This is a genomic window from Streptomyces sp. NPDC050560 (genome assembly GCF_044457285.1).
GTDB lineage: Bacteria > Actinomycetota > Actinomycetes > Streptomycetales > Streptomycetaceae > Streptomyces.
The window spans coordinates 253,442-274,157 of record NZ_JBITGT010000004.1; the positions used below are offsets into that span (position 1 = coordinate 253,442).

Annotated in this window: 19 protein-coding genes; 8 read left to right on the forward strand and 11 right to left on the reverse strand. The window is 72.5% G+C overall.

The window, feature by feature from the left end; all coding sequences use genetic code 11:
• Positions 1-66: 66 nt before the first annotated feature.
• Both ACIBIW_RS10925 and ACIBIW_RS10930 read left to right on the forward strand, forming a co-directional pair.
• Complete coding sequence (locus ACIBIW_RS10925) at positions 67-660, forward strand: TetR/AcrR family transcriptional regulator (RefSeq protein WP_399334345.1); 594 nt, start codon at positions 67-69, stop codon at positions 658-660.
• Positions 661-738: 78 nt separating this feature from the next.
• Positions 739-1,086: a VOC family protein gene (locus tag ACIBIW_RS10930; protein ID WP_399334347.1), complete on the forward strand. Its 348-nt coding sequence runs from the start codon at positions 739-741 to the stop codon at positions 1,084-1,086.
• A 127-nt stretch (positions 1,087-1,213) separates the two neighbouring features.
• Here ACIBIW_RS10930 and ACIBIW_RS10935 read toward each other — a convergent pair whose 3' ends face one another.
• Together ACIBIW_RS10935 and ACIBIW_RS10940 are read right to left on the reverse strand one after the other, a co-directional pair.
• Positions 1,214-1,945, reverse strand: coding sequence for an SDR family NAD(P)-dependent oxidoreductase (locus ACIBIW_RS10935; RefSeq protein WP_399334348.1), 732 nt, complete (start codon positions 1,943-1,945; stop codon positions 1,214-1,216).
• Between the two features lie 81 nt (positions 1,946-2,026).
• Positions 2,027-2,458: an Rrf2 family transcriptional regulator gene (locus ACIBIW_RS10940; protein WP_399334350.1), complete on the reverse strand. Its 432-nt coding sequence runs from the start codon at positions 2,456-2,458 to the stop codon at positions 2,027-2,029.
• Between the two features lie 19 nt (positions 2,459-2,477).
• Here ACIBIW_RS10940 and ACIBIW_RS10945 point away from each other — a divergent pair, with 19 nt between their 5' ends.
• The 3 genes from ACIBIW_RS10945 (at position 2,478) to ACIBIW_RS10955 (ending at position 8,202) form a co-directional block, all read left to right on the forward strand.
• Positions 2,478-2,630, forward strand: a complete 153-nt coding sequence (locus ACIBIW_RS10945; RefSeq protein ID WP_399334352.1) for a hypothetical protein — start codon at positions 2,478-2,480, stop codon at positions 2,628-2,630.
• 422 nt (positions 2,631-3,052) lie between these two features.
• The gene (locus tag ACIBIW_RS10950) at positions 3,053-6,166 is read left to right on the forward strand and encodes a phosphodiester glycosidase family protein (protein ID WP_399334856.1); all 3,114 of its coding nucleotides are present in this window, start codon (positions 3,053-3,055) and stop codon (positions 6,164-6,166) included.
• 266 nt (positions 6,167-6,432) lie between these two features.
• The gene (locus ACIBIW_RS10955) at positions 6,433-8,202 is read left to right on the forward strand and encodes an acyl-CoA dehydrogenase (protein ID WP_399334354.1); all 1,770 of its coding nucleotides are present in this window, start codon (positions 6,433-6,435) and stop codon (positions 8,200-8,202) included.
• 102 nt (positions 8,203-8,304) lie between these two features.
• On the opposite strand, the gene ACIBIW_RS10960 is transcribed toward ACIBIW_RS10955, so the two are convergent.
• The 5 genes from ACIBIW_RS10960 to ACIBIW_RS10980 form a co-directional block, all read right to left on the reverse strand.
• A complete protein-coding gene (locus tag ACIBIW_RS10960) occupies positions 8,305-9,666 on the reverse strand; it encodes a cytochrome P450 (protein ID WP_399334356.1) in 1,362 nt (453 codons plus the stop codon).
• A gap of 105 nt (positions 9,667-9,771) precedes the next feature.
• Positions 9,772-10,359 carry a GTP-binding protein gene (locus ACIBIW_RS10965; protein WP_399334358.1) on the reverse strand — a complete coding sequence of 196 codons (588 nt, stop codon included), beginning with the start codon at positions 10,357-10,359 and terminating at the stop codon, positions 9,772-9,774.
• A 1-nt stretch (position 10,360) separates the two neighbouring features.
• On the reverse strand, positions 10,361-10,735 hold the full coding sequence (locus tag ACIBIW_RS10970) for a DUF742 domain-containing protein (RefSeq protein WP_399334360.1): 375 nt from the start codon (positions 10,733-10,735) through the stop codon (positions 10,361-10,363).
• Positions 10,732-11,142 (reverse strand): roadblock/LC7 domain-containing protein, encoded by a 411-nt coding sequence (locus tag ACIBIW_RS10975; protein WP_399334362.1) that lies wholly within the window; start codon positions 11,140-11,142, stop codon positions 10,732-10,734. The genes ACIBIW_RS10970 and ACIBIW_RS10975 overlap by 4 nt, the downstream gene beginning before the upstream one ends.
• Positions 11,132-12,373 carry an ATP-binding protein gene (locus ACIBIW_RS10980; protein ID WP_399334364.1) on the reverse strand — a complete coding sequence of 414 codons (1,242 nt, stop codon included), beginning with the start codon at positions 12,371-12,373 and terminating at the stop codon, positions 11,132-11,134. Before ACIBIW_RS10980 ends, ACIBIW_RS10975 begins: the two co-directional genes overlap by 11 nt.
• Positions 12,374-12,915: 542 nt before the next feature.
• Between ACIBIW_RS10980 and ACIBIW_RS10985 the strand changes: the two genes are divergently transcribed.
• Positions 12,916-13,899 carry a glycoside hydrolase family 64 protein gene (locus ACIBIW_RS10985; RefSeq protein WP_399334365.1) on the forward strand — a complete coding sequence of 328 codons (984 nt, stop codon included), beginning with the start codon at positions 12,916-12,918 and terminating at the stop codon, positions 13,897-13,899.
• A gap of 189 nt (positions 13,900-14,088) precedes the next feature.
• Here the strand turns inward: ACIBIW_RS10985 and ACIBIW_RS10990 are convergent, their stop codons facing one another.
• Positions 14,089-15,705, reverse strand: a complete 1,617-nt coding sequence (locus tag ACIBIW_RS10990) for a DHA2 family efflux MFS transporter permease subunit (protein ID WP_399334367.1) — start codon at positions 15,703-15,705, stop codon at positions 14,089-14,091.
• A 79-nt stretch (positions 15,706-15,784) separates the two neighbouring features.
• The gene (locus ACIBIW_RS10995; RefSeq protein WP_399334368.1) at positions 15,785-16,435 is read right to left on the reverse strand and encodes a LysE family translocator; all 651 of its coding nucleotides are present in this window, start codon (positions 16,433-16,435) and stop codon (positions 15,785-15,787) included.
• A gap of 104 nt (positions 16,436-16,539) precedes the next feature.
• On the opposite strand from ACIBIW_RS10995, the gene ACIBIW_RS11000 reads away from it, so the two are divergent.
• Positions 16,540-17,874 carry a PLP-dependent aminotransferase family protein gene (locus ACIBIW_RS11000; protein ID WP_399334858.1) on the forward strand — a complete coding sequence of 445 codons (1,335 nt, stop codon included), beginning with the start codon at positions 16,540-16,542 and terminating at the stop codon, positions 17,872-17,874.
• Between the two features lie 212 nt (positions 17,875-18,086).
• Here the strand turns inward: ACIBIW_RS11000 and msrA are convergent, their stop codons facing one another.
• Entirely contained in the window at positions 18,087-18,605 is a 519-nt protein-coding gene (msrA, locus tag ACIBIW_RS11005) for a peptide-methionine (S)-S-oxide reductase MsrA (protein WP_399334370.1), read from the reverse strand.
• A gap of 301 nt (positions 18,606-18,906) precedes the next feature.
• On the opposite strand from msrA, the gene ACIBIW_RS11010 reads away from it, so the two are divergent.
• Positions 18,907-19,671 (forward strand): DUF427 domain-containing protein, encoded by a 765-nt coding sequence (locus ACIBIW_RS11010; protein ID WP_399334372.1) that lies wholly within the window; start codon positions 18,907-18,909, stop codon positions 19,669-19,671.
• A 72-nt stretch (positions 19,672-19,743) separates the two neighbouring features.
• Here the strand turns inward: ACIBIW_RS11010 and ACIBIW_RS11015 are convergent, their stop codons facing one another.
• Positions 19,744-20,598 carry an aldo/keto reductase gene (locus ACIBIW_RS11015; protein ID WP_399334374.1) on the reverse strand — a complete coding sequence of 285 codons (855 nt, stop codon included), beginning with the start codon at positions 20,596-20,598 and terminating at the stop codon, positions 19,744-19,746.
• Positions 20,599-20,716 lie beyond the last annotated feature (118 nt).

Here is a 20,716-nt window from a genome sequence, read left to right on the forward strand (position 1 = left end):
AGCGGGGATTTCGGACCCCCCGTAGGGACCGAACGTTCTCCACCCCCGGTTTGGTAGCCTCGCCGCATGACTCGGGGCACGGGAGGCGGCAGCACGTCGGCCGCGCGGGCGAGGCTGCTCGCCACGGCGACCAGGATCTTCTACGCGGAGGGCATCCACTCCGTAGGCGTCGACCGGATCATCGCGGAGGCCCAGGTCACCCGCGCCACGCTGTACCGGCACTTCGCGGGCAAGGAGGAGCTGGTACTCGCCTACCTCGGCGAGGCCGACCGTGGCATCAGGGCGCAGGTCGACGCCGCCCTCGCAGGCGGGGCGCCCGCGGCCGACAAGGTGCGTGCCGTCGCCCGGTCCCTCACCGAGGGCATCAGGTCCCCCGGCTTCCGCGGCTGCGCCTTCCTCAACGCGGTGGCGGAGTACCCCGACCAGGAACACCCGGTCCACCGGGCCGTCCTGGCCCACCGGCAGTGGTTCCTCGACACCCTCACCGCGCTGCTGGCCGACACCGGTGACGGCCCCGCCGACGCCGCGGGGCGCCATCTCGTCATGCTCAGGGACGGCGCGATGGCGGCCGGGTGCCTCTTCGACCCCGAACTGGTCTCCGAGACCTTCCTGCACGGCGTCGAGGGCGTGCTGCGCGCCCGCGCCGCCCGGGGCGGGTAGGGAAAGCGCGTGCGGTGATGTGCGTGTCGTAGTACTCGTGGGGGGACAGAGACACCTTGGTCCCGTTTGGAGTCGTCGATGTCCGTTCGCCGTGTCGTGCCCAACTTCCGGTCCCAGGCCGCGCAGGAGAGCCGGGAGTTCTACGGCCTGCTGGGTTTCGAGGAGGTCATGAACCACGGCTGGATCATGACGCTCGCGTCCCCGTCCAGCCCGGCGGCCCAGATCAGCTTCATGACCGGCGACAGGACCGCGCCCGTCGTCCCCGACATGAGCGTCGAGGTGGACGACGTGGACGCGGCGTACGCGGTCATGCGGGCGAGTGGCGCGGAGATCGTCCACCCCTTGCAGGACGAGGAGTGGGGGGTGCGGCGGTTCTTCGTGCGCGACCCCGGCGGACGGGTGGTCAACGTGCTGAGTCACCGCTGACGGCCCGTCACCGGTGCGCCTGTGGCCGTGCGTTCGTACGGCCGGGACGGCACCGCGCGGCCGGGCCTCGGCGAGGCCGGGACCGAGGACGGTGCCGCCGCGGGGCGTTGCGGCCCCGGCTTGCCGGTCAGATCTGTGCGTGGCCCCCGTCGGCGAACAGTTCGACCCCGTTGACGAACGACGACGCGTCGGAGGCGAGGAAGGCCGCCACCGCGGCGATCTCCTCGGGACGTCCCGGCCTGCCGAGCGGAATGGCGTCGTTGAGCGCGTCGACGTCGCCGTCGAGCACGCGCTCCAGGCCCGGGGTCGCCGTGGGGCCGGGGCTGAGGACGTTCACCCGGAATCCCTGGCCCTGGGCGTGCTGCGCCCAGGAGCGCGCCAGATTGCGTACCGCCGCCTTGGTGGCCCCGTACACCGCCATACGCGGGTCAGGCCGGACGCTGGTGGTCGAGCCGACCAGGATCACGGACGCGTCCGGCGCGAGCAGCGCAAGCGCGCCCTGGACGGTGAAAATGACGCCTTTGACATTGACTCCGAACGTGTAGTCGATCGCCTCCTCGGTGATGTCCCCGAGCCGGCCGTGCCTGCCGACTCCCGCGTTCGCGACGACCACGTCGAGCGTCCGCCGGTCCGCGCGGACGGTGTCGAAGAGCCGTTCAAGATCGGCGGCGCTCGCGACGTCGCAGGGCACCGCGACGGCGTTCTCGCCCAGCTCGTCCGCGACGGCACGCAGGGGTGCCGCGCGGCGCCCCGTCAGGTAGACCCGTGCGCCGTCCCCGACGAAGCGTGCGGCGATCGCGCGGCCGATCCCGCTCGACGCCCCGGTGACGACCGCCGTCTTCCCTTCCATGGGACCCATGGGAAACACTCTCCTTGATGTAATCATTTTTGTTACGACAAAGGCCGTGCGAAGCCAGGGCCCGGCCCTGGCGGAACAGTGCTACGCCGTCGCGACGATCCGCGACAGCAGATCCTCGACGGTCGTCCGCGCCAGCTCGTCGCGCAGCGCCTCGTCGATGCGCGCGTACACCGGGGCGAGGGCGGACTGGATGCCGCCGCCGACGACGCAGTCCCGATTGGGTTCGCCACGGTGCATCGCGAACAGAGACGCGTCGTCGACGGCGCGGTAGACGTCGAGCAGGGTGATCGTGTCGAGCGGGCGGGACAGCGTCCATCCGGCCCCCGCGCCGCGCCTGCTCTCGACGAGCCCGGCGCGGCGCAGGTCGCCCAGGAGACGCCTGATCACGACGGCATTCGTGCCCGCGCTGCCGGCCACCTGCTCCGAGGTGGCGATCTCGTTCCCGCGCCGCTGGTACAGGCCGATCCACGCCAGCGCATGGGTCGCGACCGTCAGCTTGCTGTTCGTACTCATCGGAGAAAACGTAACACACATGGTTACGACTCACCTCGTATCGACGCCGCCCTATCCCGTTGTCGGCGCCCCGCTCGTGGCCAGGGCGGTCGCCGTGCTGCTCGCCGCACTCGTCAGGCGAACCCCGGACCACGGGCACTGCGGGGAGGAATTCCCGTCGCCTGTGGCGTGATGTTTTCCCCAATGTCTTCCGGGGCCCCTGGTGCACGGGCCGCCTGGGGATCAGGGTGGGGCGTTGCGTGTGCGATGCGTACGCGCTTTCGGTGAAAGGAAGTTGTCGTGCGCCATCCTGTCCACCCCGTCCTCGCGAGACCCGTGGCGGCGCTCGCCGCCGTGGGAGCCCTGGTGCTCGGCGGCGCGTCGGGCGCCGTCGCCGAGCCCCACCACCCGGCCGCCGACTCGGGCGCGAGGGCCGCGGCCGGTTCCGTGGCGCCGCCCGCGGCGAGCGGCCTGCCGGGCCCGCTCTCGTACTCCCAGGGCGACGGTCTGGAGACCTCGCGCACCACGACCCCCGTGGCACCCGGCGCGAAGCTGACCTCGTACGACCGGCTGGAGAGCGACAAGTGGCTGCGGGTCGACGAGCTGGACGTCGACATGGCGGCCGGTACGAAGGTCGACTACCTGTCAGGGGACGGTGTCTCCCGGCGGGAGACGGTGTCCGACCTGGCGGCGGCCCACGACCCCGGCAAGGGGCGGCGCACGGTCGCCGCGATCAACGGGGACTTCTTCGACATCGACGAGACCGGCGCACCCGAGGGCGTCGGTGTCACCGACGGCGGCGTGGTGAACTCCCCCGCGCCCTCCCACACCCACGCCATCGGCTTCGGCCCCGCGGACGCCGGGCGCGTCCTCGACCTGTACTTCGACGGCACGCTGAAGCTGCCGTCGGGCGGCACACCGCTGGCCGGTCTGAACGCGGCGAACGTACCGGTGGGCGGCATCGGGGCATACACCTCCCAGTGGGGCGACGCGTCCAGGGCGCTGACCGTGAACGACGGCAGCCGGGGCGCCGAGGTCACCGTCGTGGACGGCAAGGTGGCGAGCGCCCCCGCCGATCCCGGCAGCGGGCCCATCCCCGCGGGCGCCACCGTGCTGGTCGGCAGCGACGCCGGGGCCGACACCCTGCGGAAGCTCGCCGTGGGGACCCCGGTGAGCTGGGAGTTCCACCCGCGCGCCGACTCGGGCAAGGTGCCCTCGGAGGCGATCGGCGCCAACGAGTACCTGGTGCGTGACGGCGCCGCGGTGGACCACGAGGGCGAGGGCAACAACGCCACCGCGCCCCGTACCGCGGTCGGGTTCTCCAGGGACGGCCGTACGGTGCACGTGGTCACGGTCGACGGGCGGCAGGCCGACAGCGGCGGGCTCACGCTGACCGAGCTGGGCAGGATGCTGAAGGACGCCGGCTCCTACAACGCGATCAACCTGGACGGCGGCGGCTCCTCGACCCTGGTGGCGCGGCAACCGGGCAGTGACGCGCTCCAGTTGGAGAACCAGCCCTCGGACGGCACCGAGCGCACCGTGCCCAACGGCCTCGCGTTCACGGCGCCCGACGGCAGCGGCAGGCTGACCGCGTACCGGGTGGCGACCGCGATGGACGCCCCGGACGCGCCCACCGTCGACCCGGTGGCGGGCGGCCACCCCGACAGGGTGTTCCCCGGCCTGACGCGGCACCTGACCGCGGCCGGGTACGACGAGACCTACGGCCCCGCGAAGGGCGCGCCGCGCTGGCGGACCGCGGACGGCCGGCACGGCCGGGTCGACGCGCACGGGGTGTTCACCGCGCGCCGCGGCGGCACCGTGAAGGTGACCGCGGAGCGCGGGAGGGCGAAGGGCTCGCTGGCGCTGACGGTCCTCGGCGGCCTCGACCACGTGGTGCCCACCGCCCCCCGTATCGGGCTGCCCGACGAGGACAGCACGGGCAGCTTCGGCGTGGTGGGGCTCGACGCGGCGGGCGACAGCGCCCCCGTGGAGCCCTCCGATGTCCAACTCGACTACGACCACGCCCTGTTCAAGGTGAGTCCGACGGCAGAGGGCTTCACTGTGCGGGCGCGGGAGCCGGACGCGGCGGGCACCGTCACCGCGAAGGTGGCCGGGCACACCACCGCGCTCGCGGTGACCGCAGGTCTCACCGAGCAGCCGGTGGCGGGCTTCGACGACGCCTCCGACTGGACCTTCACCCAGGCGCGCGCCGCCGGTTCCGTCGGGCCCGCCCCGGACGGGCACACCGGCACCGGGCTCACGATGTCGTACGACTTCACCCGGTCGACGGCGACCCGCGCCGCGTACGCCAACCCGCCCGCGGAGATACCCGTGGCGGGCCAGCCGAAGGCGTTCGCCATGTGGATCAAGGGGGACGGGAACGGCGCCTGGGCGACGCTGCACCTCAAGGACGCCACCGGCACCGACCAGTTGCTGCGCGGCCCCTACGTGGACTGGACCGGGTGGAAGCGGGTCGAGTTCCCGGTGCCCGACTCGGTGGCGTACCCGGTGTCGGTGAACCGCTTCTACCTCGCGGAGACCGACGCCACCGCCCAGTACACGGGTGAGATCACCATGGACGACCTAGTGGCCGAGGTGCCGCCCGAGGTGGACCTGCCGCAGCAGCAGGCCGCGACCGACCCGCTGATCTCGACGGCGCGCGACGTGCGCGGCCGGGACTGGCGGTTCGCGGTGATGTCGGACGCGCAGTTCGTGGCGCGGGAGCCGGACAGCCCCATCGTGGCGCAGGCCCGCAGGACGTTGCGGGAGATCAGGGCGGCGAAGCCGGACTTTGTCGTCGTCGACGGCGACCTCGTCGACGAGGGCTCGCCCGAGGACCTGGCGTTCGCGCACCGGGTGCTGGACGAGGAGTTGGGCGACGCGGTGCCGTGGTACTACGTACCGGGCAATCACGAGGTGATGGGCGGCACCATCGACAACTTCACCGCGGAGTTCGGCCCCGCACACCGGGTGTTCGACCACGAGGGGACCAGGTTCCTCACCCTGGACACCTCCGCGCTCGGCATCCGCGCCAGCGGCTTCTCCCAACTGAAAGATCTGAAGCGCCAGTTGGACGAGGCGGACAGGGACAGGAAGGTGCGGAACGTCGTGGTGGTCGAGCATGTGCCGCCGCGTGACCCGACGCCGCAGAAGGGCAGCCAGCTCTCCGACCGCAAGGAGGCGGCGCTGCTCGAACAGTGGCTCTCCGCGTTCCAGCGCGACAGCGGCAAGGGGGTCGCGTTCGTCGGCGGCCATGTGGGCACCTTCCACGCGCAGCACGTGGACGGGGTGCCGTACCTGATCAACGGGAACTCGGGGAAGAACCCGTCGACCCCCGCGGACCAGGGTGGCTTCACCGGCTGGTCGCTGGTCGGCGTGGACAGGGCGCCGCAGGGGCACACCGGTGACTGGGTGTCCGTGCAGACCCGCGCGCACGTCGACTCCCTCGCCCTCGACACCCCCGGGAGGCTGGTGCGCGGACACTCCGTGAAGATCGCCGCGCGGCTCACCCAGGGCGAACGCACGGTCCCGGTGGCCTGGCCGGTCAGCGCGGACTGGTCGGGCTCCCGGGTGGCCGTCACCACCGGCCGGCACCCCGGGCACGGCGCGGTGGCGGCGTACGACCCCGCGACCACAACCCTGACCGGGCTGCGCCCCGGGACGGGCACCCTGAAGGTGAGCGTGAACGGGGTGGCGGAGGAGGTGCGGGTGACCGTGGCCGGACGGTAATCTCCGGTGCCACGCGAACGGTTCGGGGCGGCGGGGTGTTCTCCGCCGCCCCAGGCCACCGGGTCCGGCCCGGCCGGGTGTGACGGTGGCAATGCTGTGGAGATCGGGTGCAGTGGGAGGCACGGGGTGTGAGGCGTCCGTCCCACGGGCATCTACCGCAGCCCGCGTATCGCAATCGTGTCAATGATCACCCTGTCTGAATACGCCAGGATGAACTAACGTTCCGCTGCGTGACGACAACATTCCCTCACGTATCGTCAGTCTCTTTGCCCAGCAGCGTAGTTGATGCCCTGACCAGCGCGCTTTACGGAGATCAGTTCGATCGGGTCCACGCCCCCTGGCGCACACTGCTGTCCACCGCGCCGTTCCGCTTCCGGGAGGGTCTCACCTACGACGAGCGGATCGCTCTCTCCTACGAGCGCCTCCGTCTGGTCAACGAGCACATGGCCGACCCGTACCGGTTCACGGAGGACGTCGAGGCCCTGGCCGCCCTGCACGAGTGGCTGGCGCCGGTGGACCCCGGTCTTGTGACGCTCGCGTCGATCCACTACAACCTGTTCCTCGGCAGCCTCCAGCAGTACGGCACCACGCCCTCCACCGCGTTCGCCCGGATGGACCGCATGGGCAGCTTCCTGTGCACGGAGGCGGCGCACGGCAACAGTGCCAGCCAGCTCGAGACGACCGCCACGTACTCCCCGGAGACGGAGACGTTCGTCCTGCACACGCCCACGAAGGGCGCCGCGAAGTTCATGCCGAACACGAGCAGCCTCGGCGGGCCCAAGTCCGGCGTGGTGGCCGCCCGGCTGATCGTGCGCGGCAAGGACGAGGGTGTGTTCCTCTTCCTCACGCCGCTCCAGGACGCCGAGGGGCGTGCCATCCCCGGCATCGAGATACGCCGCCTCCCGCAGACCTCGACGCACCCGATCGACCACTCGCTCACCGTCTTCCACCGGGTCCACCTCCCGTACGAGGCCATGCTCCAGGCCGACCACGGCAGGCTGACCAGGGACGGCGAGTTCAGCAGCAGCGTGGGCAACAGGCGAAGGCGCTTCCTGATGTCGATCGGCCGGGTCACCGCGGGGAAGGCGTGCATGAGCGCGTGCGGACTCGGCCTCGTCCGGCAGGCGGTGGCCGTCGCCATGCGCCACGCCCACCGCCGCCACACGGCCCCGATGACGGCCGGTGCGAACGTGCCGCTGATGGCCTACCGCAGCCACCACGGGCCGCTGCTCGACGGCCTGGTCACCGCCTACGCGGCGACGCTCCTGCAACGGCTCGCCGTGCGGCGGCTCGCCCGGGCAGAAGGCGAGGAAAGGGACGACGCCGACCGCCTGATCGCGATGACCAAGGGCTGGGTGACCTGGCAGGCGCGGGCCGTCATGACCGAGTGCCGCGAACGCTGCGGCGCGCAGGGGCTCTTCCTCGCCAACGGGATCGCCGGTGAGCTGGCGGCCCTGGAGGGCACCATCACCGCCGAGGGCGACAACACCGTGATCTGGGCCAAGGCCGCCGGGGAACTGCTTCTCGGCAACTTCTCGCCCGCCGCGGAGAACGAGGGCGCCCCGGCGGACCTCGACCTGGCCGACCCCGAGGTCGTGCAGCGGCTGCTGGGCAGCGTCGAGGGACTCTGCTACGAGCGGGCCCGCGGCCTGCTGCGCGGCAAGGCGTCCGGCGCGCTGCACCGGTGGAACCGTACCGTCACGGCGGCCCTCGAACTGGTCGACGCGCACGTGCGGCGGCTGGCCGCCGGGGAGTTGCTGCGCGCCGCGCAGAGCGCCGACGACCCGGAGGCCCGACGGCTCCTGCACGACATGCACCGCTACTTCGCGCTGCGTCAGATCGCTCGGCACAGCGGTCAGCTCCTCGCGGAGGGCCGGGTGACCGCCGACCACGTCCGCGTCCTGCCCGACCTCTGCGAAGAGCTGATCGAGGGGCTCGCACCGCACGCCATGACGCTCACCGAGGGGATGGCGATGCCGGAGGAGTGGCTGCGCGACAGTCCGATGGCCAGGGCCGAGACGGCCGCGGCCGGATGAGAGCGCGTCCGCGCCCGTGGCCGGGGGATGCCACGGGCGCAGCGGTCCGCGAGGGGGGCGGGCGGAACCGGGCCGTGGCCTCCCGCCGGCCCTCGGCGGGACTCAGATCCTGAAGACGTCGAGGAAGGAGCTCCAGAAGCCCTTCTTCCTGCCGCCCTGCTCGGGCTTCGGCGCGGCCTGGGCCGAGGCGGCAGCCGAGCCGTGGGACGCCCCGACGGGCGCCGAGGTCTGCGGCGGCAGGGCCGCGGCGACCCGGGTGGCGGGCGTCGGGCTGAAGCGGACCGGCAGCTCGGCGAGGGCACGGTGGAAGGGGCCCGGACGCCACGCCAGGGTCTCCTCCGGGGCCCCGAGGGTGAGGTCGGGCAGCGCGTTCAGCAGCTTCTCGATCGCCGTGACCGCGATGAGCTGGGCCGGGGACTTCGCCGGGCAGACGTGCGGGCCGGCCCCCCACGACAGATGGGCGCCCTTGCCGAGGGCCTGCCGCGCCTCGGTGAGCGCGGGGTCACGGTTGGCCGCGGCGAAGCTGATCAGGACGGGGGTGTTGGCCTCGATGATGACGCCGCCGAGGTCGACGTCCTGCACCGGAAAGTGCGTGGCCCAGTTGGCGACCGGGGGCACGTTCCACAGCACCTCGTTCAGGGCGTCCTCGACGAGCAGGCCGCCACGTTGCCGGGAGTCCTCGGACAGCAGGAGGAACGTGGCGCTCCCGATCAGGTTGCGCACCGGCTCCACACCCGCGCCCATCAGCACGATGAGCTGGTCCTTCAGCTCCTCGTCGCTCAGGCCGGCCGGGTGCTGCACGAGCCAGGACGTGATGTCCTCGCCGGGCTCGCGGCGCTTGATCGTGACGAGTTCCATCAGGCAGTCGGTGAGGTCCTGGTGGGCGGCCACCACGTCACCGCCGTCGAAGAGCACCGAGATGGAACGGGTGAGGGTGTCCCCGATCCCCGCGGGGCAGCCGAACAGCTTGTTGAACAGCAGCAGCGGCAGGAGTTTCGCGTACTCGCCCATGAGTTCGGCGCTGCCGCGCTCGCTGAACTGGTCGATCAGGTAGTCCGCGATCCGCTCGACGTCGCGACCGAGACGGCTGACGTTGAGCTGGTCCAGGCTCTCGGTGACCGCCTTGCGCAGCCGCAGGTGCTCCGTGCCGTCCGTGTAAAGGCAGTTGGGGCGGTAGGCCATCATGCCGAGCACGGGGCTGTCGGCCGGCACCCGGCCGTCGTTGAGGGCGGTCCAGCGCCGCGAGTCCCGCACGAACAGCGACGGGTTCTGCATCACCCGCAGCGCCGCCTCGTGTTGGGTGACGAGGGTGGCGTCCACCCCGGGCGCGATCTCCACGGGGGCCGCGGGCCCGTGTGCGCGCAGTTGGTCGTAGATGCCATTCGGGTCGGCGGCGAAGTCCTGCCCGTATATCGGGCAGCGCCGGGCAGCGTCCGCCGCCGGAGCGGTGTGCTGGTCGTCCATGAGTGAGCGTCCTTAGCGGGAGTTCGCGGGGTGCGTGATGCTTCGCACGGGCCCGGCACCTGTCGTGGGGGACGGGCGGACCGGACGGTGCCGGGGCCGGCGGAGTCAGGAGGAAAGGGAGAGCAGGTGCCGCACGAGGGTGATCAGTGCGTGCGCCGAGGACTTCTGGTCCCTGGCGTCGCACTGCACGACCGGGGTGTGCGGAAGCAGGTCGAGTGCCTCGCGCAGCTCCTCCTCCAAGTAGCGCTTGTCGCCGAAGGTGTTGACGGCGATGGCGTACTCAAGGCCGTACTTCTCCACGAGGTCGATGACCGGGAAGGTCTCGGCGAGCCGGGTCGGGTCGACGAGCAGCAGCGCGCCGAGCGCGCCGCGCGCCATGTCCTCCCACAGTTGCACGAAGCGCTGCTGGCCCGGGGTGCCGAAGAGGTACAGCACCAGTTCCTCGCTGAGGGTGAGGCGCCCGAAGTCCAGGGCCACCGTGGTGGTCTCCTTGTCGGGCACCCCCCGCAGGTCGTCGACGGACGCCGACGCCTTGGTCATCGTCTCCTCGGTGCGCAGGGGCGCGATCTCCGAGAGCGTCCCGATGAGCGTCGTCTTGCCGACCGCGAAGTGCCCCACGACGAGGATCTTCGCGGCCGTGCTGACGGCGTCGGAGACATACGCGATCCCGGCGGACGCGGACGCTGAGTCCATTTCAGCCGAAGCGGACTTGGAGTCCATGCAACACCTCTTCGAGGATTCTTCTGTCGACGGCCTTGGCGGCGGGTGGGGCCGAGCGGCGCAGCAGGTGGCCCTGCTCGATCAGGTCGGTCAGCAGCAGCCTCGCCACACCCACGGGCAGTTCCAGATGGGCGGCCACCTCGGCCACCGACAGATAACCGCCGCCGCACAGTTCCCAGATGGCGCTCACCTCGGGCGACGCCCGCACCGGCAGCTCCCGGTCCTTGGCCAGGGTGACCAGGGTGACGAGGGTCAGCTCGTCACCGGGGGGCAGCTCACGGCCGCCGGTGATGACATACGAGCGGATGAACCCGCCGGTGACCGGCTCCTCCTCGCCGGGGGCGGTCATGCCTCGGTACCGGCGTTCTGCCGCGGCGGTGTGCTCATCGCCTTGCCGAGCGCGCTGACCTGCTGCTGCATACGGAAGGACATGGCCTCCATGTCCACGTCGGGGGCGGCGGCCGCGGCCAGATAGGCACCGCTGCCCGCGGCTATCAGGAAGATCCAGCCGTGGTCGTACTCCATGAGGGTCTGGCGCCAGTCGCCGTGCCCGTGGACGGCGTTACCGGCGAAGGGGGCGACGGCACGGCTGAGGGACTGCATGGAACTCATCGCCGCGGCGTTGGTCTCCGCCTCGTCCCTGCCGACGTCGCTGGAGCGCTCAAGCAGCAGGCCGTCCGCCGAGACGAGGATCGCGTGTCGGGCGCCCCGCACCTGAAGCAGGTCGTTCAGCACCCACGACAGATCAGGATTCACTGTTCTCAGGTCCTTCCGTGGTCGTCGTGTCCCGACCGGAGCGCGTTCCACGCTGGAACGCCCCCAGCCGCGAAGCCGTGGCCTCGCCGCCCAGCACCGGCACGGGCCGCCCGTTGGGACGCGCGTTCTGCGGCACTGCCGAAACCTGGCTCTTGCGGCGGCGCTTGGGCAGGCCGCCCGCGGTGGTGCCGAGTCTGCCGACCGGCTCGGGGTCGGCCACCGGGGTGAGCCGCTGCGCCGGCATGGGCACCGCGGCGACCGGGGAGGGCGCGGCCTCGGCCTCGTACTCCTCGTCGCCCTGGACGTCCTCGGCAGGCGTCGGTACGTCCGCCGTGAGCAGGGTCTCCGGGAGCAGGATCACCGCGCGCACGCCCCCGTAGGGGGAGACGGAGTCCACGGAGACCTTGAACCCGTAGCGGGCGGCGAGCATGCCCGCGACCGCGAAGCCGAACTTGGGCGGGTTGCCGAGCGCGGTGATGCCGATCGCGTCGCGCGGGGAGAGGAGTTCCGCGGCGCGGTCCTTCTCCTCCTGGCTCATGCCGAGCCCGGCGTCGTCGACGATCAGGCAGACACCGGTGGGCACCGCCTGGATGTTGATCTCGACCGGGGTGCCGGGCGCCGAGTAGTTCGTGGCGTTGGCCAGCAGCTCGGCGAGGACCACGGCGATGGGTTCCACGGCCTTGCTCGCCACCGAGAAGTTGACCTGGGTGTGAATGCGCACCCGGTCGAAGTGGCGGATGCGGCCCTGCGCGCTGCGCGCCACGTCGTACACCGACGCGGACGTCTCACGCCTGCCGAGCCAGCCGCCGCAGAGCACCGCGATGCCCTGGGCACGGCGCCCGAACTGGCCGTTGGTGTGGTCCACCATCATGAGATCCGCGAGGATCTGGGGGTCGTCACCGTACTTCTTCTGGACCTTCTCGATGACGACCTGCTGCTCGTCGGCGAGCACCTGGAGGGTGCGCATCGCCGACTTGAGAACCGCCTTGGTGTCGTCCTCCGCATCCTTGCGCACCTCCGCGAGTTCCGTGGCATGCCGGCCCGCGAGGTCGGCATGCGCGGCGTGGAGTCCATCACGCTCCCCCTGCATCGCGTCGCGCGCACCGATCAGGTCGGCGTTGCGCCTGCGCAGCGCCATATTGGTTTTCCGCGCTCGCAGCACCGCGGCCACAGCGGCGATAACTACGACTATCAAGACCCATAGCAATGGGTCCCGCACAAATGACGTCATGAGACTCTCTTCAAGTCGCACCGCGGGACGAGCGGCCGCACTGTCCGCCGATCCCGCCGAGCCGGGCGCCGCACCCGGGCATGGACCGTTTGACAGGGCCTGCGGCCACTGCTCCGCAATGGAGCCCTAGAGACTGTCCCCCGAGCGCGCATGACGCGCCGTCAGCCCATCGGAAATTAAGATCACCCTAGCATCGTGACGAGCCCAAGCCTCCTAGCGGGCGACCCAGTTGACACGGCATGCACAGGATTGCGCATCAAACCTTTACGCGGTGGGCACACGATGTTTTTCGACCCCCGGAGGCCGGGCGCGGGCCGCGCCGCCGGGGCGTCGGGCGACGTCCCTGGACACCGCGCCGCGGCCCGGCAGCGCCCGCCGGAACCGGCGCTCCCACCCGACGGCACCCCCTTGACAAGGACACGTAACAAGCAAGAGGCTCTGAGAGCGCTCTCTGCGCTGTCGGGGTCCCTTCAGGGAGGCCAGGGAGCAGCACCAGGCACCCGTACCACACCCGCCGTACCCCCCACCGTCACGGAGGACACATGCCCCCCACAGCGACGACCCCGTCGAGGCGGCGCCCGGCCCTCATAGTCGCGGCGGCAGCACTGCTGCTCACCGGCGCCACCGCCGTCGTCAACGTCACCTCCCCCAGCGCCTTCGGCTCCGAGACCGCGCACCCCACCGCCGCGGCGGGAGAGGCGCCGCCGGACGACTTCTGGGGAGACACCAGCACGATCCCGCCCGCCCAGAACGTCCTCACCGTAAAGGTGCTGAACAAGACCAACGGGCAGTACCCGGACGACCAGGTCTACTGGACGTTCAACGACGAAACCCACTCAATCGCGGAACAGCCATATATCGACATGCCCGCAAACTCGGCGGGCCGCATGACGTTCCATCTGGGCTCGCCCGACAGCAAGTACACCGATTTCATCGAATTCACCGTCGGTGACGATGTATTCAACGGCAACACCACCCGGGTCGACGCCTTCGCCCTCAAACTGGCCATGCGGCTGCACGCGTCGGACGGCTATGACGCGCAGGTCGGCGAGGACTACGAGACCTTCCAGGAATCGCGCGACGCGACCTGGCAGAAGTTCGAGGACGCCATGCCCGAGGAATTCAAGTCGCTGACCCAGGTCGAGGCGCCGTACCGCATCCTCGCGCCGGGCAGCGTGCCCGACTTCCGCGAGGGCGGCAAGTACGCCGACTACATGAGCAGTTACGCCCAGTCGGTCGGCGTCAACGCCCCCACGTCCGACATCTTCGGCTGCGCAGGGACGCTCTCCGAGGACCCGGGCATGTGTTCCGCGCTCAACCGGCACGTGGCCGACCTGCCCGAGGACCAGTGGTCGTCGCCCGACCTGTACTACAAGGACGCGCCGGCGAACTACTACGCCAAGTTCTGGCACGACCACTCGATCAACAACCTCGCGTACGGCTTCCCGTACGACGACTTCGCGGGCCAGTCGTCCTTCATCTCGCACGCCGACCCGCAGTGGCTGGAGGTGGCCGTGGGCTGGTGACACCGTCGCCCCGGCGGCGAGGACCACGCCTTCCCGTCCTCGCCGCCGGGGCCCGGCCGCCGCCCTCCGTTCCGTCACCCGTGGACCCGCCGCGTTCCGGCGGGTGCCGGAGGCCCCTCTCGCCGAACCCCCCGTCCGCGTCATCGGGCGGGGGGTTCGGCGTCCGTACGGGGTCGGTCCGGCGCTCGCTCAGCCGACCGGCGGGGTGCCCCTGCGCACCCGTACCGCCAGGTCGGTGACGCCCACCAGGAGCGCCACGGCGACGAACGCGATGGACACGATGAGCCCGTGGTCGTACGCGGAGGCCCAGCCGTCCCTGGACACCGCGGCGAAGAAGACCGAGCCGACCGCGGCGATGCCCACGGAGGAGCCCACCCGCTGCCCGGTCTGGAGGGTGCCGCCCGCGCTGCCCGCCGAGGCGACCGGGACCCGGGAGAGCGTGAGGGTCTGGTTGGGCGAGATCACGAGGCCGCTGCCGAGCCCGGCGAGCAGCAGCGGAAGCGCCATCGCCCAGCCGGTGTGGTGCTCGGGGGCGAGGTGCACGGCGAGCGCGGTGCCGCCGAGCCCGATCCCCACCGCGGTCAGCCCCACGACGACGAGGGCGCGGCCGAACCGCGACACCATGCGCCCGCCGACGGCAGCGGCGGCCCCTGAGCCGAGGGCGAACGGGGTGATGGTGAGGCCCGCGAGCAGCGCGCTGTAGTGCAGTCCGTTCTGGAGGAAGAGGGTCGAGACGAAGAAGATGGAGGTGAATCCGGCGAAGTACAGCAGGATCAGGACACAGCCCGCGGCGTAGCCGGGGACGCGGAAGAGGGAGAGGTGGAGGAGGGGGTCCTCGCCCCTGGCGTCCCAGCGCCGCTCCCACCAGGCGAACGCGGCGAGCAGCAGCACGGCGGGCACGAGCAGCAGCCACTTGCCGTCGCTCTTCCACTGCTGGGACTGGACGAACGGCAGCAGCAGGGCCACGATGCCGAGGCCGAGGAGCAGGACCCCGAGCGGGTCGAGGCGGCGCAGGCTGAGCCGGTGCGCCCCCGGGGTGTCGGGCAGGAGCCGGTGGGCGAGGAGCAGGCACACCGCGCCGAGCGGCAGGTTGACGTAGAAGACCCAGCGCCAGCCCTCCTCGGCGCCCGCGGCGTGGATGAGGAGGCCGCCGAGCACCGGGCCGACCGCGGTGGAGATGCCGACGACGGCGCCGAACATGCCGAAGGCGCGGCCCCGTTCCGCGCCGGAGAACATCTGCTGGATCAGGCCCGAGATCTGCGGCGACACCAGTCCCCCCGCCAGGCCCTGCACCACGCGCGCGCCGACCAGCCAGCCGCTTGACTGGGCCGCGCCGCAGGCGGCCGAGGCCACGGTGAACAGCACGAGCCCCGCCATGAAGACCAGCCGGCGGCCCCTGGCGTCGCCGATGCGCCCCGCCGGGATGAGGAGCAGCCCGAAGGCGAGCGCGTAGCCCGACACGACCCACTGCAACTCCGCCTCGCCCGCGCCGAGGCCCTGGCGGATGGAGGGCAGGGCCACGTTGACGATGGACACGTCGAGCAGTGTCATGAACCCCGCCACCAGGCAGACACCGAGGGCACGCCACCGGTGCGGGTCGGGTTCCTCCCGGCCCTGCGGCGCCGCGGTGCCCGGGCTGCCGGACGCCGCGCCCGAGGGCGGCTCTTCCGCGGCCAACTGGTCTCCTCCCGTGGGGTGTGTGGGCGCGGTCGTGCCCACGCCTGGCAGCACATCACGTCCCGCCGGTGCTGGTGACCAGGCGCGCGGTGCCCGGGGTAGAGGGGTACCCGCCGGGCGCCGCCCCATGCGCCACACCGCCCTCGATACCGGGGCGGGGTACACGCGGCGCCGCGGCGGTGGCGTCAGGGGGCGCGCCGACGGGCGGTCAGACGGCCGCGGAGGAGCGGTCGGTGGCGAGGCGGACGGCGAACACCGCGAGCGCGGTGCCCATCAGCCTGCGCTGGAGGCGCAGCCAGGCCGGTCTGCGGGAGAGGAACCCGGCGACGCCCGCGGCGCCGACGGCTATCGCCCCGTTCACGGAGACGGCCACCGCGATCTGGGTGAGGCCGAGCAGGAGGCTCTGCTCGCCGACGTGGCCGCGGGTCGGGTCCACGAACTGGGGCAGCAGCGAGAGGTACATGAGGGCGATCTTGGGGTTGAGCAGACAGGTCAGCAGGCCCATCGTGAAGAGCCTGCGCGGCGAGTCGGGCGGCAGTTCGCGGGCCTCGAAGACGGCCCTGCCGCCCGGTCTGACCATGTGCACCGCGAGCCGGAGCAGATAGAGGGCCCCGGCCAGCTTCAGCCCGGTGTAGAGGACGGGGACCGCGGCGAAGACGGCGGCGATGCCCGCCGTGACCGCGACCAGGTAGCCGACGAAGCCGAGGAGCACGCCGAGCAGCGAGACCAGCCCCGCCCTGCGGCCCTGGGAGAGCGAACGGGAGACGAGATAGACCATGTTGGGCCCCGGGAGGAGCACCATGCCGAGGGCCACCCCCGCGATCCCGAGGAACGCGTGGAGGCTGGGAAGGGTGTGCATGCGGTGAGGGTAGGAGCAGCCAGCGCATCGGTGCAATGATGGAATTGATCTCGGTGCAATGGTCTGGAGTGCGCCGAGCGGGGTGCGACGATGGAGGGGTGAGGGTGGAGGACTACCGGCTGATCGCGGACGAGCTGGCGGCCGACATCGCGGCCGGGCGGCTGCGCCCCGGGCAGCAGCTCCTGCCGCAGCGGGCCTTCGCGCGCCGCCGTGGCATCGCGGGCTCCACCGCGGGCCGGGTCTACCGGGAGCTGGTGCGCCGCGGTCTGATCACCGGCGAGGTCGGGCGCGGCAGCTTCGTACGGGCGCGTCCCGAGCCGCAGATGCCCGCGCTGACCGAGCCGTCCCGCGCCCGTGTGGACCTGGAGCTGAACCATCCGGTGGCCCCCGGGCAGGCGGAGCTGATGGCGCGGGCGCTCGGGCCACTGCTGCGCGCCGACGCGCTGGAGGACGCGCTGCGGCCCTGCGGCGCCGCCGGTACCCCGGCCGCGCGGGCGCACTTCGCGGCCCTCGTCGGCGGCGAGGGCCGGCAGCCCGCGCCCGAGCAGCTCCTCTTCGCGGGCAACGGCAGGCAGTTGCTGAGCGCGGCGCTGACCGCGCTTGTCGGTCCCGGGGAGCGGCTCGGCGTGGAGGCGCTGACGTATCCGATGGTCAAGGCGGTGGCGCACCGGCTGGGCATCCGGCTCGTGCCGCTGCCGGTGGACGCGTACGGGCTGCGGCCCGAGACGCTGGCGGCCGCGCACCGCTCGGCTCCGCTGCGCGCGCTCTACGTCCAGCCGCGCGGGCACAATCCGCTGGGCGGCACGCTGCCGGAGGAGCGGCGCGAGGCGCTGGCGCGGGAGCTGCGCAGGCTCGATCTGGTGGCGGTGGAGGACGCGGTCTGGTCGTTCCTGGTGCCGTGGGCGGCGCCGCTCTCCGCGCTCGCGCCGGAGCGGGTGATCACGGTGGACAGCCTCTCCAAGCGGCTGGCGGCGGGACTGACGACCGGGTTCGCCGTGGTGCCGAGGACCCTGCGGGACGCGGTGGCGGCGGCGCTGCGTTCCGGCGGCTGGACGCCGGGCAGGTTCGCCCTTGAGGCGGGCGTGCGGTGGCTGGTGGACGGCACGGTGGCGGAGCTGGAGGCCGCCAAGCGGGAGGACGCGCGGGAGCGGGGGCGGCTGGCCGCCGAGGCGCTGCGGGGGCACGCGGTGCGCCCGGCGCCGCACTCGTATTACCGCTGGTGGGAGCTGCCGGCGCCGTGGCGGGCCGAGACGTTCGTGGCGGCGGCCGAGCGGCACGGTATCGCGGTGACCCCGGCGGCGGCGTTCGCGGTGGGCCCGCACGCGGCGCCCTCGGCGGTCCGCCTTGGCCTGGCGTCGCCACCGCTGCCCGAGCTGCGGCGGGCGCTGACCACCCTGGCGCATATCGCGCGCGGAGCGCCGGAGGACTTCCTGGAGTGAGGGGTGCGCGGCAGGGGGGCGCGCGAGCGGTCCGCCGGGGCGGTGGCCGTGGAGGCGCCTCGCCGGGGCGATGGCCGTGGAGGCGCCTTGCCGGGAGGGCGGTCGTGGAGGCGCCTCGCCGGGGCGGTGGCCGCAGGGGCGCGCGGTGGCCGTCCCGGAAAGGGCGAGGGCCCCTCCCCCGCGTGGGAGAGGGGCCCTCGGTGGCGTGTGGGTCAGCTCTCGCCGCCGGTCCTTGCGGGCAGCCGCCAGCCGGGGCGCACGTAGTGGCAGGTGTAGCCGTTGGGGTAGCGCACCAGATAGTCCTGGTGCTCGGGCTCGGCCTCCCAGAAGGGGCCGGCGGCGGTGATCTCGGTGACCACCTTGCCGGGCCAGAGCCCCGAGGCGTCCACGTCGGCGACGGTGTCCTCGGCGACCCGCTTCTGCTCGTCCGACAGGTAGAAGATCGCGGAGCGGTAGCTCGCGCCGATGTCGTTGCCCTGCCGGTTCGGGGTGCTCGGGTCGTGGATCTGGAAGAAGAATTCCAGGATCTCGCGGTAGCTGATGGTGTCGGGGTCGAAGATGATCTCGACGGCCTCGGCGTGCGAGCCGTGGTTGCGGTACGTGGCGTTCTCCACCTCGCCGCCGCTGTAGCCGACCCGGGTCGAGATCACGCCGGGGTAGCTGCGGAGCAGGTCCTGCACGCCCCAGAAACAGCCACCGGCGAGGATCGCCCTCTCCGTCTTCGTGCTCATCTCTGCGTCACTCCTCGTCGGGTCCTGGCCGAAGGCCACGGCGGGCTCCGGCACCCCCCTCAGCGGTATCGGACGCCCCACTATTCCGGCGCGGGCGGGGCGCGTACACGGGGCGCGCGAACATGTCCCGGCGCCCTGTCCCCGGGGACGGTGAGGCCACCCGGAGTGGTTCCGCGCGCGGCTGCCGGAGGCGGTTACGCGCGCGGCTGCCGTGGGGGGCGGGGGCCCCTAGGGTGGTGGGGAGAGGCCCGGGGTGGTGGGGGTCGCCCGGGGCTGCCCCGAGAGCCGAGGTGACCGAATCATGCCGGAACCGTCAGCGCGCTTCCCCGGGTTCCCCGTGCCCACGGGGCATGTGGAGCCGGTGCCGCGGCGCATCCGCGGCCGCATCGACGGCCGTACCGTCTTCGACACCCGGCACGCGCGCTACGTGTGGGAGTGGCCCCCTTACCCGCAGTACAGCGTCCCGGTGACGGACATCGCCCAGGGGGCGCTGGTCGACGAGGGCATCGTGGACGACCTGGCGCCAGGCCCCGCCCGCAGGTACAGCCTGAGCTGGGGCTCCGAGACCCGCCCAGGAGCCGCCTGGCTGTGGGAGGCGGGCGCGCCAGAGGCGCTGCACGGCACGGTCCGCTTCCGCTGGGACGCGCTCGACGCCTGGTACGAGGAGGACGAGCGGGTGTTCGTGCACCCCAGGAGCCCGTACGTACGGGTGGACGCGGTGCGCTCCGCCACGGCGGTGCGCGTGGAGGCGGCGGGGACGGTGCTCGCGGACGCGCCGTCGTGCGTGATGGTCTTCGAGACCGGCCTGCCCACCCGCTACTACCTGGACCCGGTGTACGTGGACTGGACGCTGCTGCGGCCGACCAGGACCGAGACCGCCTGCCCCTACAAGGGCACCACGAGCGGCTACTGGTCGTTCACCGACGCGGACGGCACCTCGCACGACGACATCCTGTGGGCCTACGACTTCCCCACCACCGCGCTCGCGCCGATCTCCCGCATGGTCGCGTTCTACAACGAGCGCACGACCGTGTTCCTCGACGACGTCCTCCAGCCGCGCCCCTAAGCCCGTCCTGTCGTGTCCTGGCCTGCCCTGGCGGGCGGCGCGGCGCGGCGCGGCGCCCGAGTCCCGCCGAAGTCAGGCCAGTTGGGCCAGGTCCTCGGGGGTGAGGGCGAGGTCCCGTGCCGCGGTGTTCTCCTCCAGGTGGGCGAGGGAGCCGGTCCCCGGGATGGCGAGGGCCGCGGGCGAGGAGGCGAGCAGCCGGGCGAGTGCGGTCTGCGCGGCCGTCGCACCGTGCCGCCGCGCGACCGCGAGCAGCGCCTCGTCGGCGATGTCGTGCAGCCCGCCGCCGAGCGGGCAGAACGGCACGAAGGCGATGCCGGACTTCTCGCACACCGCGGCAAGCGGGTCGTCGTCGCGCTCCGCGGGGTGGGAGCGGTTCTGGACGGCGGCCACCGGCGCGATCGCCCCGGCCTCGGCGAGGTGGCCCGCGTCGACGTTGCTCAGCCCGAGGTGCCGGATCAGCCCCTCGGCGCGGAGCGCGGCCAGCGCCTCGAAGCGCGCCGCGACGGACTCGCCGTGCGGCGGCTCCATGGCCCCGACCCGCAGGTAGACGAGGTCGAGACAGTCCACCCCGAGCCCGCGCAGGTTCTCCTCCACCTGTGCGCGCAGCGCCCCGGGGTCGGTGTCCTCGACCAGTTCGCCGTCGGGCGTACGGGTCGGGCCCACCTTGGTGGCGATCACCAGGTCGGCAGGGTAGGGGTGCAGGGCCTCGCGGATGAGCGCGTTGGAGCGTACGGAGCCGTCGCGGCTGGCGTAGAAGGCGGCGGTGTCGACGTGGTTCACGCCGAGTTCGCGGGCGCGGCGCAGCACGGCGCGGCCGGTCTCCGGGTCGCGGGCCTCGCCGCGGAAGCTGTTGGTGGCGAGCCGCATGGCGCCGAAGCCGACGCGGTCCACCCGGAGGTCGCCGCCGAGGAGGTAGTCGTCTCTCATGGGCCGAGCGTGGCCCGCGGGCGGCGGGGTCCGTGAGGGCGTGGCAGCTTCCTGCCGCGGGGTGGGGTGCGCGAAGGGGGGAGCGGGCTGAGAAGGGGCGAGCCCACAGCCCGTGGCG